This is a genomic window from Hymenobacter endophyticus (genome assembly GCF_032464715.1).
In the GTDB taxonomy this organism is placed as follows: Bacteria; Bacteroidota; Bacteroidia; order Cytophagales; family Hymenobacteraceae; genus Hymenobacter; species Hymenobacter endophyticus.
Genome location: NZ_JAWDJT010000003.1, coordinates 1 through 14,666, shown reverse-complemented (window position 1 = coordinate 14,666; position 14,666 = coordinate 1). Strand labels below are relative to the sequence as shown.

The following is a 14,666-nucleotide window of genomic DNA, read 5'->3' as shown; positions in this document are numbered from 1 at the left end:
CGGTCAGACAACTAACAACGAGCAACTAACAACTCTACCTCAGCACCGAGGCCAGTTTAGCTTCCAGGGCTTCGCCGCGCAGGTTTTTGCCGATGATACGACCCTGGGGGTCGAGCAGAATGGAGGCGGGAATAGACTTGATGCCGTAGGTCTGGCCGGCAGCGGATTCCCAGCCTTTCAGGTCCGAAACGTGCTTCCAGATGAGGCCATCGGCTTCAATGGCTTTCAGCCACTTGGCGCGGTCCTGGTCGAAGCTCACGCCGTAGATTTCGAAGCCCTTGCCTTTGTACTTGTTGTAGGCCTTCACCACGTTGGGATTTTCGCGGCGGCAGGGGCCGCACCAGCTCGCCCAAAAGTCGATGAGCACGTATTTACCGCGCAGGCTGGTGAGCGGCAGGGCCTTGCCATCGGGGGCCGAGAGGCTGATTTCGGGGGCCGTGGTACCCAGGGCCGTAGCGCGCAGGGGCTCCAGGCGGGCCACCAGGGCCTTGGTGTAGCGGGAGTTGGGCTGGCTAGCTTTCAGCTGGTTGGCCACTGAGTCGGCCAGGGTGAAGTTCTCGTCGGGGTTCAGCACCGTGCTCAGCACAAACGCCGACACCACCGAGTTAGGCTGCTGGCGCACCAGCCGGGCTACTTCCCGTTGTCCCTGGCCCTGCAGGGCCTCAGCCTTGCGCTGAATGATCTGCATGGAATCCTGGCGGCCGGCCTGGGCGGCGCGGGTGTAGCGCTGTTCCAGTAGCGGCATAGCCTGCTGCATCTGCTGCTGGCTGGTTTGCAGGGTCTGGTTGATGTTCTTGAGCAGCTCTGAGTCCGGGGAGCCTTTCACGGTGTACGTGGTGGGCAGTTGATTGGCGTCGCCGGTCAGCTCCACGCGGCTGCCGTTGCTGAGCACCACCAGGGCTTGGCTCTGGTCGGAGGTTTTCACCTGGTACAGGCCCGGCTCGGGCACGGAGCCCGTAAACTTGAACTGGCCCTTCTCATCTACCGTGGCCGTATCCCGGGACACAAATTGGGTTTCACCCAGCTCAGCCAGGTATACCTTACTACCCGCAGCGGCATTTTGCAGTTGGCCGCTGAGCTGGTAGCCCGCCGCGCCATCGGTGCTGCCCGTGGTGGGCGTGGTATTCTTGTTGCAGGCGTTGGCCATGCCCAGCAGGGCACCCAGGTAGAGCAGGCTCTTCATTTTATGCATCATTCGGAAAGCAAAACCGACCAGCGGCCGGCAGTATTGGCAAAAGACGGTAAAACCGGGCGCAAGTTGCCGATTTTGCCCGGAATTGCGCTGCCTGCCTCAACCATACCGGCCGGCCCCTGGTTCCCGGCTGGCTCCGGGCACATGCAGCACGGTAGGCTACGGCACCGGGAGGGCCCGCGCTTCTGCTAGGCCCCGCCCCGCAGGCGGTGGGCCAACTACCCTATTTAGTCCAGCGGAATGTATTCCGAAATCTTCTGGCCCAGGGCCCGGCCGCGCAGGTTGGTGGCCAGCACGCGGCCCTCGGGGTCGAGCAGCACCGAGTACGGAATGGCGCGCACCCCGTAGGCCCGGGCCGCCGCGCTCTGCCACCCCCGTAAGTCCGAGACGTGGTACCAGGTCAGCTCGTCGGCGGCAATGGCCTGGTGCCAGCGCGCCCGGCTGTCGTCCAGCGAAACGCTCACCATTTCCAAGCCCCGCGAGTGAAACTGCCCGTAGATTTTGCGCAGGTTGGGGCTTTCCGCCCGGCAGGGCCCGCACCATGAGGCCCAGAAATCCACCAGCACGTACTTACCGCGCAGGCTGCTGAGCCGAAACCGGGAGCCGTCGGCGGCGGGCAGGTCGATTTCCGGGGCCAGTGCCGCCCGGGGCACTTTGGCAACGGCCCCGGAATCCGGCCGGGCCGCCACCGGCGCGGTAGCGGGGCGCTGGCAGCCGCCCAGCAGCGCGGCAACCAGCAGTAAAGTCAGGGGGCGCATAGTAATCCGGGCGGTAAAGCACATACGCATGGCTGGCGGCAACAGGTGAGGGCAAAAGAAAACCCTCCAACCGCAAAGCTGAAGGGTTTTCTCACACATATTTTCTCACACATAAAATGCGGTTTACGCATCCAGCTGCTGGCGCAGCAGCTGGTTGGCCATTTTGGGGTCGGCTTTGCCGCCGGTGAGCTTCATCAGCTCACCCATGAACATGCCGGTCAGGCTCTTTTTGCCGGCGCGGTACTCGGCCACTTTGGCCGGGTTGGCATCCAGCACCTGCTGAATCATGGCTTCCAGCGCGCCGGCCTCCTGGGGTTGCTGCAACAGGCCCTGGGCCTCGGCGGCAGCGGCGGCCGTTTGCTTGGGGTTATCCAGCAGGTACGGGAACAGCTGCTTGCTGGCCACCGAGTGGCCGATTTTGCTCTCGTCGATGAGGCCGATGATGTCGGCCAGGTGCTGGGGCGTGAGCGGAAACTGGTCTAGGGTGAGGGCCCGCTCGTTGAGGTAGGCTTTCACGGGGCCGGTTACCCAGTTGGCGGCGGCTTTGGCGTTGGGCGTCAGGCGGGTCAGCTCATCGAAGAACAGGGCCACGTCTTTGTCGGCCGTGAGCACGTTGGCGTCGTAGTCGGAGAGGCCCAGCTCGCCGGTGAAGCGGGCGTAGAGCTGCTGGGGCAGCGCTGGCAGCTCGGCCTGTACGCGGTGCAGCCACTCGTCGGAGATGATAACGGGCGGCAGATCGGGCTCCGGGAAGTAGCGGTAGTCGTTGAGGGTTTCCTTGCTGCGCTGCCCGCTGGTGGTGCCGGTAGTGGCATCGAAGCCCCGGGTTTCGGAGTCGATTTCGCCCCCGGCTTCCAGAATGGCAATCTGCCGCTCAATTTCGTGCTCAATGGCGCGCTGCACGTTGCGGAAGGAGTTCATGTTCTTCACCTCCACCTTGGTACCGAACTTCTCAGCGCCTTGCAGCATCACCGAAATGTTGGCGTCGCAGCGCAAGGAGCCTTCCTCCATGTTGCCGTCGCAGATGCCCAGGTACTCCACCAGCTTCTTGATTTCGGCCAGGTAGGCGTAGGCTTCCTCGGAGTTGCGGATGTCGGGCTCCGACACGATTTCGATGAGCGGCACGCCGGCCCGGTTCAGGTCCACCAGGGTTTCGGTTTCGCCGGCCAGGTGCATGCTTTTGCCCGCGTCTTCCTCCATGTGGATGCGGGTAACGCCAATTTTGCGGATTTCCCCGCCGGTCAGCCGGATATCCACGTGCCCGTCGTGGCAGATGGGCGTTTTATCCTGGGTAATCTGGTAGCCCTTGGGCAGGTCGGGGTAGAAGTAGTTCTTGCGCGCAAACAGGTTGTCGCGGCGGATATGGCAGTTGGTGGCCAGGCCCATTTTCATGGCGTACTCCACGGCCGAGTAGTTCACGCGCGGCAGCGTGCCGGGGTGACCCAGGGTGATGACGCTCAGGTTGTTATTGGGCAGAGCGCCGTACTCGTTTTCATCGGCGGAGTACATTTTGCTGCGGGTAAGCAGCTGGGCGTGTACTTCGAGGCCGATAACGGGCTGGTATTTGGATTTGATGCTGTCGTCCATTGAATCACAGATTCGCGCTGATTGTACTGAGGGCGCTGATTTCCGGTGCAAGGTAGCGAGGATACGCAAGTTTCTTGGTGCCGGTGTGCCCGCTCGGGGCAAGGCAGGCGGCGCATGTAGGGTCGGGCCGGTCTGCTGGGTAATGCCCACCGGAATCAGTCCCGATAGAAATAAATCCACCAGAACGAAAAGGAGGTGGCGCATAGCCGTCAGGATGAAGGCAACAGGCGGCGGATGAAGTGCTGCCTGGGCTGGCCCAGGCCAGCCCAGGCAGCTCCGAAGACCCTATTTAATCCTGAACGTCACCGGAATTGTGTAGTAAACGGCCACTGGCTCCCCCTCTAACTGACCGGGTGTAAACGGCTTGAGCTTCCTCACGGACTGCACGGCGGCATCCTGCAAATATGCGTAGGTGCGTTTCAGGTACGGTTTCGTTTCAGCGGGCAAAGGAGTTGGCTGAATATCTTCTAGTTGTCCGGTTTTCGATACGATAAACTTGATCAGCACCACCCCTTCTACCCCGGCCCGCAACGCTCCGGCCGGGTAGCGGGTATTCATGGCCACATCCCGCAGGAGTACGTCCAGGCCACCCGGATAGGCGGGCATTACCTGGTACGGCACGTAGGGTATTGGTTGCCCGTCGGGCCCGAAACACTCCCCCGTGGTGGGCTGGTCCGGCAGCACCTGCTCGCGGCGTCGGAGTACGCCAGAGGGGTAGTACGTGAGCCGCTGGCCCTGCACCTTGCCCTGCACGTAGCTTTCCTGCAGGCGCATCTGTCCGCTCTCAAAGTACTCCAGATAGGCCCCATGCTTCAACCGGGACTTTAGGTTCAGAAACGCCTCAAACGAATACAGCTTACCGCTGGGCAGATAATAAATTCGCTCAGTGCCCCGCAGGCTGTCAATCAGCACGGTTTCGCGGCGGTAGGCCGCCCCTTCCGCCGAGTCCTGGCGGCGGTGACTCTTATCTTGATACGCAATGCGGCGCGTGATTTTGGCACTGTCTGGCAGAGTGGTAGCTTCCGCAGTACCAGAAATACAGATTCCGAGTCCAAGAAAAAAATAGTGCATACCTGTAAACTAAGGTGGCTATAACGGATAGGGTCCGGCTGCAACCGGCAGCCCAAAGCTACTGGTTACAACCGGACCCTCTACTCCCGAATCAATGTATTTTACTGACTACTACCCGGCCAACTTCTCTCCTACCAGCGCCTCAGCTTTACCAATAGCGGCACCCAAACCAGCAGCATTCTTGCCACCCGCCGTGGCGAAGAACGGCTGGCCGCCGCCCCCGCCCTGGATTTCCTTGGCCAGTTCGCGCACCAGCGTGCTGGCGTTGAGCTTGCCGGCTTTGGCCAGCTCGTCGTCGAGCATCACAGCCAGCTGGGGCTTGTCGTCGATTTCGGCGCCGAGCACGGCTACCAGGTTGGGCACCTGCTGGCGAAGCTGGAAAGCCAGGGTTTTGAGGCCGTCGGCGGAAGTGGCCTGCACCTGGGCGGCCAGGAAGTTTACGCTGCCGAGCGACTTCACCTGGCTCACCAGCTGCTCGCGCTGCTGGTTGATGCTCTGCTGGGCAAACTGCTCAATCTGCTTGCGCAGGCCGCCAATTTCCTCAGTTTGCTTCTCGAGGCTGGTCAGCAGGTGTTGGGGGTTGCCCAGGGCCTCGCGCACCTGCGTGAGCAGGTCCATCTGCTGGTCTACGTAGGCTTCGGCGGCTTCGGCGGTTACGGCCTCAATACGGCGCACGCCCGCGCCCACGGCGCTTTCCGAGGTGATTTTGAAGTAGCCGATGCTGCCGGTGTTCTGCACGTGCAGGCCGCCGCAAAGCTCCACCGAGTAGTCCTTATCGAAGGTAATCACGCGCACGAAGTCGCCGTATTTCTCCCCGAACAGGGCCATGGCACCCAGCGTTTTGGCCTCGGCGATGGGCACGTTGCGGCGCTCATCCAGCGGAATCTGCTGGCGGATGCGGCGGTTTACCAGTTGCTCAATTTCGCGCAGCTGCTCGTCGGTTACTTTGGTGAAGTGGGAGAAGTCGAAGCGCAGCAGCTTATCGTTCACTAAGGAGCCTTTCTGTTGCACGTGCCCGCCCAGCACCTGGCGCAAGGCGGCCTGCAGCAAGTGCGTAGCCGTGTGGTTGTTGCGCACCAGATTGCGCCGGGCCGCATCAGGGCGGGCGAGGAACTCCTCAGTCAACTCCTGGGGTAGCTCCAGGGTGGTGTGAATGATGAGGTCGTTTTCCTTTTTAGTGTCAATCACGCGCACCTTGCTCAGCGGCGACTCCAGGTAGCCCGTGTCGCCAATCTGCCCGCCCGACTCGGCGTAGAACGGCGTCTGGTCGAGCACTAGCTGGTACTCGGTTTTGCCCTTCTTGTCGATTTTGCGGTAGCGCAGCAGGCGGGCCGTAGCCTCGTCCTGGTCGTAGCCCACAAATACGTTGGGCGCATCGTGCTCCGTTACGGTTACCCAGTCGCTCTGCTCGGTTTCCTGGGCGTTGCGGCTGCGGTTTTTCTGCTGCTCCAGCTCCTTCTTGAAGCCTTCCTCATCCACTGTCAGGCCCTTTTCGCGGGCAATGAGGGCAGTGAGGTCCAGCGGGAAGCCAAAGGTGTCGCTCAGCTCGAAGGCAGTTTTGCCATCGATGCGGTTGCCGTTCTGGCGGGCGGTTTCTTCAAGGGCGTCGAGGCGGCGCAGGCCGGTTTCCAGGGTTTTAAGGAAGGCAATTTCCTCCTCCTCAATCACGCGCTGCACAAAGGCCGTCTGGGCTTTCAGCTCGGGGAAGATGCCGGCCATCTGGTCGGCCAGCACGGGCACCAGCTTGTAGAGAAACGGCTGCTTCTGGCCCAGCGAGGAAAACGCGTAACGCACGGCCCGGCGCAGGATGCGCCGAATCACGTAGCCGGCCTTCACGTTGGAGGGCAGCTGCCCGTCGGCAATGGTGAAGGCAATGGTGCGGATGTGGTCGGCAATAACGCGGATGGCAATGTCCGTTTTCTCGTTTTCGGTGGCCGGCTGGTCGTTCACGGTGGCCGGGGCGGTGCCGTGGTACTCCTTGCCTACCTCCTTGGCAATGAACTGGATAAGCGGCTGAAATACGTCGGTGTCGTAGTTCGACTTCACGCCCGACACGGCCATCATCAGGCGCTCGAAGCCCATGCCGGTGTCCACGCTCTGCTCGGGCAGTTTGATGAGGGACTTATCGGCCAGGCGCTGGAACTCCATGAACACGTTGTTCCAGATTTCCACCACCTGCGGATGGTCGGCGTTTACCAGCTCGCGGCCGGGCTTGGCTGCCCGCTCCTCCTCGGAGCGCAGGTCGATGTGGATTTCGGTGCAGGGGCCGCAGGGGCCGGTGTCGCCCATCTCCCAGAAGTTGTCCTTCTTGTTGCCGGGCAGAATCCGGTCGTCGGTGGTGTATTGGCGCCACAGGTCCTGGGTTTCGGTGTCGGCGGCGGTGCCGTCGGCTTGGTCGCCCTCGAAATAGGTCACGTAGAGGCGGTCCTTTTCCAGCTTGAACACGTCGGTGAGCAGCTCCCAGGCCCAGGCAATGGCGTCCTTCTTGAAGTAGTCGCCAAACGACCAGTTGCCGAGCATCTCGAACATGGTGTGGTGGTAGGTGTCGTAGCCTACCTCTTCCAGGTCGTTGTGCTTACCGCTCACGCGCAGGCACTTCTGGGTGTCGGCTATGCGCTTGAAGGGCGCGGGCTTGTTGCCCAGGAAGTAATCCTTGAACGGGGCCATGCCCGAGTTGATGAACAGCAGCGTGGGGTCGTCCTTCACCACAATGGGAGCCGAGGGCACGATGTGGTGGCCTTTGGAAGCGAAGAAGTCCAGGAATTGCTGGCGGACGTGCGAGGCGGTGGGCAGTGACATAGGAGTAGCGCGAAGCTCCGCTTCGCGACGCGTGAGGGTTCGTAGAAATTGGCGGCTGCCGGGATTTTGGCTATTTTTCGCAGCTACATTTACCTGCGGTAGCGGCAAAGGTAGCCGACCTGACGTTGAAACCGAAACCACGGCTCCTGAATGCCAATCTTCCGCTGGCCGTCATGCTGAGCGGAGCCGAAGTATCTCTACCGATTCGTTGCTATTACACGGAGTAGCCAGCAGTAGAGATGCTTCGGCTCCGCTCAGCATGACGTTCTGTAGTACTTCAATATCCCCTTTCCCATGCCCTACAAAGAGCGCGACATCGAGAAGCAGTATTACACCATCGGCGAAGTGGCCGCACAATTCAACGTCGCGCCCTCGCTGATTCGCTTCTGGGAAACGGAGTTTGAGGAGCTGCGCCCCCGCAAAAGCAAGAAGGGTAACCGCCTCTACACCCCCCAGGACATCGACACGTTCCGCAGCATCTACCACCTGGTGAAGGAGCGCGGCTACACCATCCCCGGGGCCCGCGACATGCTCAAGCAGAAAGGCCCCCAGCTCAAGGAGAAAATCGACGTAGTGCAAAGCCTAGAGCGCATCCGCAAGTTCATGGTGACGATGAAGAAGGAACTGGATGCCATTGGGAAGGCCCAGCAGCAGGGGTAGTTCAGCACCGCCAATTATATTACTCGATTTTCGGCTTGTGAATCTTTCTCATTTACTGTTGCTGATGACGGCGCTACTGGCCGGCTACTGTTCATCTAGCCGTAGCGGAGTGGTTTCGTCGGTTTCGCAAACGTTTACCCGCCAGGCTTATGCTGTATCGGCGCGGCCTACAGCATTTGAAACCTGCTTCTTTCCCGGCGCCAAAATCCGACAAGACAGTACCACGCTAAGGTTTTCTCGCTCTTACTTAGGATGCCTGCCAATTTCTTCGGGGCGAATTGTGGCTACTGATCCGGTTTCTATGAGCCAGAAGCCTTTTACTACCGCATTTCCCAAAGGTCGATTTCCGGTGGAATTAGCCGTAGCTCATTTTGGCAACGACGAGCGGGTAGCTTTTGCGCGCATTCTGTTTTCTTCAGAGCCGGTAGCTAAATGGGAAATGGCCCTGTTAACCGGTCAAGAGCCACTACCAATGAGCGGAGAAACCTACTACGGTTATCCGGTTGATGGCGGAACGGGTATGTTCATTGACGCTTCCCACGTCTCTGGATTGGAAAGGTTCCTATCCACAGACGCGACAAATTTTAACAAGGTGTTTATCAGCAGCTTTCGAGACGGAAAAGCTGGACTGCTGTACGCCGCACAGGGCGACACGCTGGCGACCTTCTTAACGGGCCTGGGCGACGGACACTACGCCACCTACGTTGGATTTGACGCTCAGCACCAGCCTTGCCGCTTGCTAACAGATTTTCAGTTGGTTGATTGGAAATAATATATTTCGCTTGTATGTCTATTTTACCTTTTGATGATACCCTCCTCCATGAAGTCGCCCTGACGCTGTTTTCCGGCGTGGGGCCGCAGCTGACGCGGCAGCTGATGAGCTACGGGGGCTCGGCGCGGAACGTGCTGCACCTGCCGCCGGGCAAGCTGCTGAAGATTCCGGGTGTGGGGCCGGCTACGGTGAAGGTGCTCACGGGCCCGGAGCGTACCGCCGCGCTGAAACAGGCCGAGGAATCGGTGCGCAAGGCGGAGAAGGAAGGCGTGCAACTGCTGTTCTACACCAGCAAGCAGTTTCCGGCCCGGCTCAAGCAGATTCCCGACGCCCCCGCCCTGCTCTACTACCAGGGCACCGCCGACCTCAACCAGCCCAAAACCCTGGCCCTGGTAGGCACCCGCCAGGCCACCGACTACGGCCGGGAGCAAACCGAGCGGCTCATCAAAGGCGTTGCCAGCCACCGCCCCCTCATTGTCAGCGGCTTGGCCTACGGCATCGACATTGTGGCCCACCGCGCCGCCTTGCAGGAGGGCCTGGAAACCGTGGGCGTCATGGCTACCGGCCTCGATGTTATCTACCCCCACGCCCACCGCAAAACTGCCGAGAAAATGCTCAGCCAGGGCGGTCTGCTCACGGAATTCCCCTTCGGCACCCCACCCGACAAATACAACTTCCCCGCCCGTAACCGCATTATTGCCGGCCTTTCCGATGGCACCGTGGTAGTGGAAGCGGCCCGCAAAGGCGGGGCCCTGATTACGGCCGACTTGGCCCTGGACTATAACCGGGAAGTGCTGGCCGTACCCGGCCCGCTGGGCTCCGTAGCGTCGGAGGGCTGCCACGACTTTATCAAAACCAGCCGCGCCGCCCTCTACGCCGAGCCCGCCGATATTGAGCAGGCCCTGAACTGGGACCTGGCCCTGCACCTGCAAGGCAAGCCCACAGCCCTCTCTACCTTCGACGCCGACGATTTCACCGCCGAGGAGTTTCAACTGATTACCGTGCTGCTCACGGCTCCCAACCGGGAAGAGCACCTCGATAACCTGGCCTGGAAAGCCCAGCTGCCGGTGCATACGGTAGCTTCCCTCCTGCTAGGGCTGGAATTCCGAGGCGTTGTGAAGGCTCTGCCGGGCAAGCGTTTCGGGCTGATTTAGTACCGGGTTGTTGCAAATATGGGTCTGTTCGCCTCTTAACACGCGCAACGTTAGAAAGGAACGGTCTTTTGAATGAAAGATCGACAAAACGCGAGTACGCGCTGCTCCACGCTCTAAAGGCTTGGGCTAAGACATCAGTGAGTATTAATCAAAAATCGTGGAACACCAAAATGTTCCACGGGGAACGTTCCTCGCTATTTGCCCCTATGCGTTGAAATAAGTAAGTTTTTAAAGCAGTATCTGCCTAAAAAACTGCTTGCCTTAAGCTGGTTTTCATTCTTACAATACCTGCTTGTGTCCCTCCTGCTGAAATTTTCCGGCCGGTATTACCGTAAAGTAAAAAGCTCTTACAACTGAGAGTTTAGGGCCTTTTTCGGACAATGGTCATGCTTAAAGAGTAAGATTGGCAGGAGCCGACCCACCATCCGTTCTGCGTTCGACCTGGGCCTGCTTTCTTTGCGGGCATGATGCTTCTCTACAACGGCTATTTACTGCCTGAAGTCGGGTTTTCGCTGCCCCTACCTAACCGGGGGCTGTTTTTTAACGACGGGTTCTTCGAAACGATGGTGTGGACCGATGAGCAGGTACATTATGCCCGTTTTCATGTGGCTCGAATGCAACGGGCTGCTGCAGCTCTTAAGCTGGAAGTGCCCGCCGCGCTGGCTAGCTCCGCTGCGCTGCAGGCCACGGTGCGCCACTTGGTAGCGGCCTGTGAGCCCAGTAATACCGGCCACCGCGTGCGGTTGCAGCTGTGGCGAAGCGGCGGCGGCCTATATACGCCTACTACCACGGCCGCAGAGTGGCTGATGACGCAACAGCCGTTTCAAGCCATGAATGCTCCTATACGCCACTGCGGTATTGCCCAACGTGTGCGCACCCACCCCTCACCAGTTTCCTTTTGCAAAGGCCCCAACGCGCTGACCTACGTGCTGGCGGCTCAGGAGCGGCAGCAGCGCGGCTTGGATGAGCTAGTTATCGTATCGCAGGAAGGCTATGTGGCCGAAACGGTAGCGGCCTCTATTGCCTGGATTAAAGGAAACACCGTGTACTCCCCCGCTGAATCAACGGGCTGCGTAGCTGGCACCCGGCTGGCCCATTTGCGAGAGGCAGTCGGGCCAGCAGGACTCAACTGGGAGTTGGGAAATTTCAGGCCCGAGGAAATGCTGCAGGCCGAAGCGGTATTTACGGCAAATATTGCGGGTATCCGGGCAGTTGCTCAGATCGAAGGGGTTGATTTTTTCTCGGAGCAGCATCCTCTACTACAGCAACTCCGGGCATTGGACGACGGCGGCAACTTTGCCTAACTAAGCATTAGCGCAATATGGGGATACTTGCTTCTTAGAGTGCTGTAACGGTGCACCGGCAACGAAGCTGAAACCAGCTCTCGAAAAACTCAGTCAGGTCGGCCTCGGTTACGTTGTTCTGCTCAAGCACTGTGGCACGGTCCTGGTGCGTGGAGTCTAAGGAGTATAAGGCTATCCAGGCACGATGCCGGCGGTTTAATAAAGTGGGTACAGCTGTGGACATGAGCGGAGCGTATGAGTAATATCATACCTCAGCTACGGAACTCCGTTGATTATTGGATTTTATATAGCCAGCTAGGATTTTTAGTTTCCCAAACTGGCAAACTTTCCTACTCTTCTATCATATTTCGGCGCACCTGCATCTTGAACCAGCTTTCCTGGTATTCTGTCAAATCCGATTCCGTAATATTATTCTGCTCTAGCACCTCGTTGCGCTTGCTGGAGGCTATTTGCAGGGAGTATAGAGCAATCCAGGCCCGGTGTTGGCGTGAGAGGCTGGAACTGGTAGAAACGGCGGCAGACATGGCAGTATTGGTTTTCTGCAGTTATCTACGGCATACGTCCAATTCGCGGATTTAGGTTTTCTCAAATTGGTGCTGATTATTTTTCGATGCCGGAACTTTTTTTGCAGTTGAACTATGCCAATCTGCTCATTTAGAGTCAGCTAGTGGCTCTGCTATTAGGTGCAGTAAGCGGTAGGATAATCAAGCTCAACAGGGTGTCTACACCGCTACTGGCGCCTTGATAGCCGGCCACGGGTTGTAGTTTTCCAGACGAAAATCCTCGTACTGAAAGCCGAAAATATCCGCTACCGTCGGGTTCAGATGCATCTGGGGCAGCGGGCGGGACTCCCGGGTAAGCTGCAGGCGGGCCTGCTCCAGGTGGTTGCTGTACAGGTGGGTGTCACCGCCGGTCCAGATGAACTCGCCGGGCTGCAGGCCAGTTACCTGGGCCATCATGAGGGTGAGCAATGCGTAGCTGGCAATGTTGAAGGGCACACCCAGAAACACGTCGGCGGAGCGCTGGTAGAGCTGGCAGCTGAGCTTACCGTCGGCCACGTAGAACTGGAACAGGGCATGGCAGGGCGTCAGGCGCATCAGCGGCAGTTCGGCCACGTTCCAGGCCGACACCACCATGCGGCGCGAATCGGGCTGGGTGCGCAGCAGGTGCACCATCTGCGCAATCTGGTCGATGCTCTGGCCGTCGGGCGTGGCCCAGCTGCGCCACTGCTTGCCGTAGATGGGGCCCAGGTCACCGTTCTTATCGGCCCATTCCCGCCAGATGGTCACCCCCACATCTTCCAGCGACTGGTTGCTGGTGTCGCCGCGCAGAAACCACAGCAGCTCGTGGATAATGCTTTTCAGGTGCACCTTCTTGGTGGTCACCAGCGGGAAGCCCTGCTGCAAGTCAAACCGCATCTGGTAGCCAAACACTGAGAGCGTACCGGTGCCGGTACGGTCAGTTTTTTGGGTGCCGTTGTCGAGGATGTGCTGCAGAAGGGTGTGGTACTGGTGCATGAGGAAGGAATAAGCGGGTCGAAGGTCAAAAGTACAGAAACTGCCGCAGGCGCAATAGTCAGGCAGCCATTCATTGCCCCTCCTTAATTCGGCTAATCCGGCAAAATACTCAGCCGCTTGCTCGTTTCGGAGCGGGGCTTTATCGGCCGGTACCGCTCCGCCAGAAGCAGCCACCGGTACGTTTCAGCCAATACCTCCCCACTCGCTTCTGCCAACCCGGCGGCGAGTAACCTCCAGCCTGCATCAGCGTGCCGGAGCTTTCGGCTTACCGGATTTGGGGAAAGTTTCTCTAACGCCCCCTTTGGTCAGCACTAGGGCAGTTACTTTACCGGATTTTGCTGGCAGAAATTCCACGGTGCGGTCGGGGTTTTGCTGACTGAAAAACCTAGTGGGAGTTTCCGCGACCAGCGGCGTTTCCAAGTTCTGAAGGTAGAGGTGGCCCTTGACGTACAGAATGTGGTGAGGGCCGTACTGCCCGGCGTAGGCGGGCGGCACAGGCGGCGCGGCCGGCAGTGCGCGGTGCTCATAGGGCACTTCCACTGGTTTGCCAAACAGTATTCCCGCCAGTCCATAACTGATTATGTGCGACTCAGCCTGGTTGTTTGAAAGGACGATGACGACGACTTCGTCCTGGGGGTAGCGGTCCAGCGTCGTCATGGCCCCGAAGTAGCCGCCGCTATGGGTGAGCAGGTGGTGCCTGTGGCTATAGTAGGGGTCGATGAATACGCCGTAGCCGTAGCGGTCCAGGAAACCGGTGCCCCCGTATGCTTGGTTGTGCGGGGTGTTCATGAGCGCCAGCGAAGCCGGCGAAAGCAGCGTGGCTGAGCGCAGCGCTTGGCTGAACCGGAGCAGGTCGCCGGCGGTGGCATACAGCCCATCGTGGCCCACGTTCAGTTCCCAGTTGATGTAGGGGTTCTTCACCAGCACTGCGCCTTCCCGGTAGTACAGCCGGGCCAGGCCGGACACCAGCGCGGTGTTGCTCATCAGGCCCGACTGGTGTAGGCCGGCCACGTTGAGAATATAGCGCTGCAGGTAGGTGCCATAGCGGAGGCCCGAGGCTTTTTCGATGACCAAGCCCAGCAGAAAGTAGCCTACGTTGCTGTAGCCGATGCGGGCCCCCGGAGCAAACTGCACGGGCTGCCGCCGGATGAAAGCCAGGGCCGAATCCGTGGTTGCGTCCGTATGCACCAAGTATAGCTCCTCAAAATCTAGCGCCAGTCCGGCCGTGTGCGTCAGCAGCTGGTGCAGCGTAATGCCATTCCCGTTGGGCACTCCCGGCACGTATTGACTGAGCTTATCGGTGAGGCGCAGCTGGCCGCGCTCAGCCAGTTGCAGCACCGCAATGGCCGTAAATTGCTTGGTGATGGAAGCCAGCGCAAACCGGGTGTCGGGGGTGTTGGGCACCTGCCACTCGGCATCGGCCAGACCATAGGCCTGGTGCAGCAGCACCGAGTCGTGGCGCGTAACCAGCACTACCCCGGCAAACTGATTGACGGCCTGCTGCCCCTGCATATAGGCTGCTAGCTGCCGGGTCACGCCGGATTGGGCCTCGCTACTGCCAACCCGTCCCAGGCTCAGCAGCAACAGGAGTGAAACGATTAGGCGCATGAGGCTGGGGTAGTGCAGTTGGCAATGATTTTCTGCAGGGTGGCATGAAACTGGGTTAGCTCCGTTTCGGTGAGGCCCTGCAGGGCGGTTTGCTGGTTCAGGGCAATGGTGGAGGTCAGCTGCCCTAGGAAGTGTTAACAGTAGGGGGTATGTTTGAGCATGGACTATTTGTTGACGGATGCGCAGTGGGCGCGGATTGTGCCGCTGCTGCCGGGCCGGGAAGGGACGAAAGGTGGCCGGGGCCAAG

12 protein-coding genes are annotated in these 14,666 nt (G+C 59.6%); 4 read left to right on the top strand and 8 right to left on the bottom strand.

The genetic code is table 11. The features are described from left to right. Positions 1–34: 34 nt before the first annotated feature. The 5 genes from ROI90_RS06425 to alaS all read right to left on the bottom strand — a co-directional run bounded on the left by ROI90_RS06425 (position 35) and on the right by alaS (position 7,404). A complete protein-coding gene (locus ROI90_RS06425; protein ID WP_315997512.1) occupies positions 35–1,195 on the bottom strand; it encodes a TlpA disulfide reductase family protein in 1,161 nt (386 codons plus the stop codon). Positions 1,196–1,419: 224 nt separating this feature from the next. Next, complete coding sequence (locus ROI90_RS06420; protein WP_315997511.1) at positions 1,420–1,950, bottom strand: peroxiredoxin family protein; 531 nt, start codon at positions 1,948–1,950, stop codon at positions 1,420–1,422. A gap of 123 nt (positions 1,951–2,073) precedes the next feature. Beyond that, positions 2,074–3,534, bottom strand: coding sequence for an Asp-tRNA(Asn)/Glu-tRNA(Gln) amidotransferase subunit GatB (gene gatB, locus ROI90_RS06415; protein ID WP_315997510.1), 1,461 nt, complete (start codon positions 3,532–3,534; stop codon positions 2,074–2,076). A gap of 285 nt (positions 3,535–3,819) precedes the next feature. Further along, a complete protein-coding gene (locus ROI90_RS06410; protein ID WP_315997509.1) occupies positions 3,820–4,605 on the bottom strand; it encodes a TonB family protein in 786 nt (261 codons plus the stop codon). A gap of 111 nt (positions 4,606–4,716) precedes the next feature. Beyond that, positions 4,717–7,404: an alanine--tRNA ligase gene (alaS, locus tag ROI90_RS06405; RefSeq protein WP_315997508.1), complete on the bottom strand. Its 2,688-nt coding sequence runs from the start codon at positions 7,402–7,404 to the stop codon at positions 4,717–4,719. A 294-nt stretch (positions 7,405–7,698) separates the two neighbouring features. On the opposite strand from alaS, the gene ROI90_RS06400 reads away from it, so the two are divergent. From ROI90_RS06400 to ROI90_RS06385, 4 genes are all read left to right on the top strand, one after another. Next, positions 7,699–8,064: a MerR family transcriptional regulator gene (locus ROI90_RS06400; protein ID WP_315997507.1), complete on the top strand. Its 366-nt coding sequence runs from the start codon at positions 7,699–7,701 to the stop codon at positions 8,062–8,064. A gap of 64 nt (positions 8,065–8,128) precedes the next feature. Further along, positions 8,129–8,836, top strand: coding sequence for a DUF4241 domain-containing protein (locus tag ROI90_RS06395; RefSeq protein ID WP_315997506.1), 708 nt, complete (start codon positions 8,129–8,131; stop codon positions 8,834–8,836). 14 nt (positions 8,837–8,850) lie between these two features. Then, positions 8,851–9,990 carry a DNA-processing protein DprA gene (gene dprA / locus ROI90_RS06390; RefSeq protein WP_315997505.1) on the top strand — a complete coding sequence of 380 codons (1,140 nt, stop codon included), beginning with the start codon at positions 8,851–8,853 and terminating at the stop codon, positions 9,988–9,990. Between the two features lie 464 nt (positions 9,991–10,454). Continuing rightward, complete coding sequence (locus tag ROI90_RS06385) at positions 10,455–11,294, top strand: aminotransferase class IV (protein WP_315997504.1); 840 nt, start codon at positions 10,455–10,457, stop codon at positions 11,292–11,294. 329 nt (positions 11,295–11,623) lie between these two features. On the opposite strand, the gene ROI90_RS06380 is transcribed toward ROI90_RS06385, so the two are convergent. The 3 genes from ROI90_RS06380 to ROI90_RS06370 form a co-directional block, all read right to left on the bottom strand. After that, positions 11,624–11,818 (bottom strand): hypothetical protein, encoded by a 195-nt coding sequence (locus ROI90_RS06380; RefSeq protein ID WP_315997503.1) that lies wholly within the window; start codon positions 11,816–11,818, stop codon positions 11,624–11,626. 198 nt (positions 11,819–12,016) lie between these two features. Then, positions 12,017–12,811: a thymidylate synthase gene (locus tag ROI90_RS06375; RefSeq protein ID WP_315997502.1), complete on the bottom strand. Its 795-nt coding sequence runs from the start codon at positions 12,809–12,811 to the stop codon at positions 12,017–12,019. A 243-nt stretch (positions 12,812–13,054) separates the two neighbouring features. Continuing rightward, a complete protein-coding gene (locus ROI90_RS06370) occupies positions 13,055–14,419 on the bottom strand; it encodes a serine hydrolase domain-containing protein (protein ID WP_315997501.1) in 1,365 nt (454 codons plus the stop codon). Between the last annotated feature and the right edge of the window lie 247 nt (positions 14,420–14,666).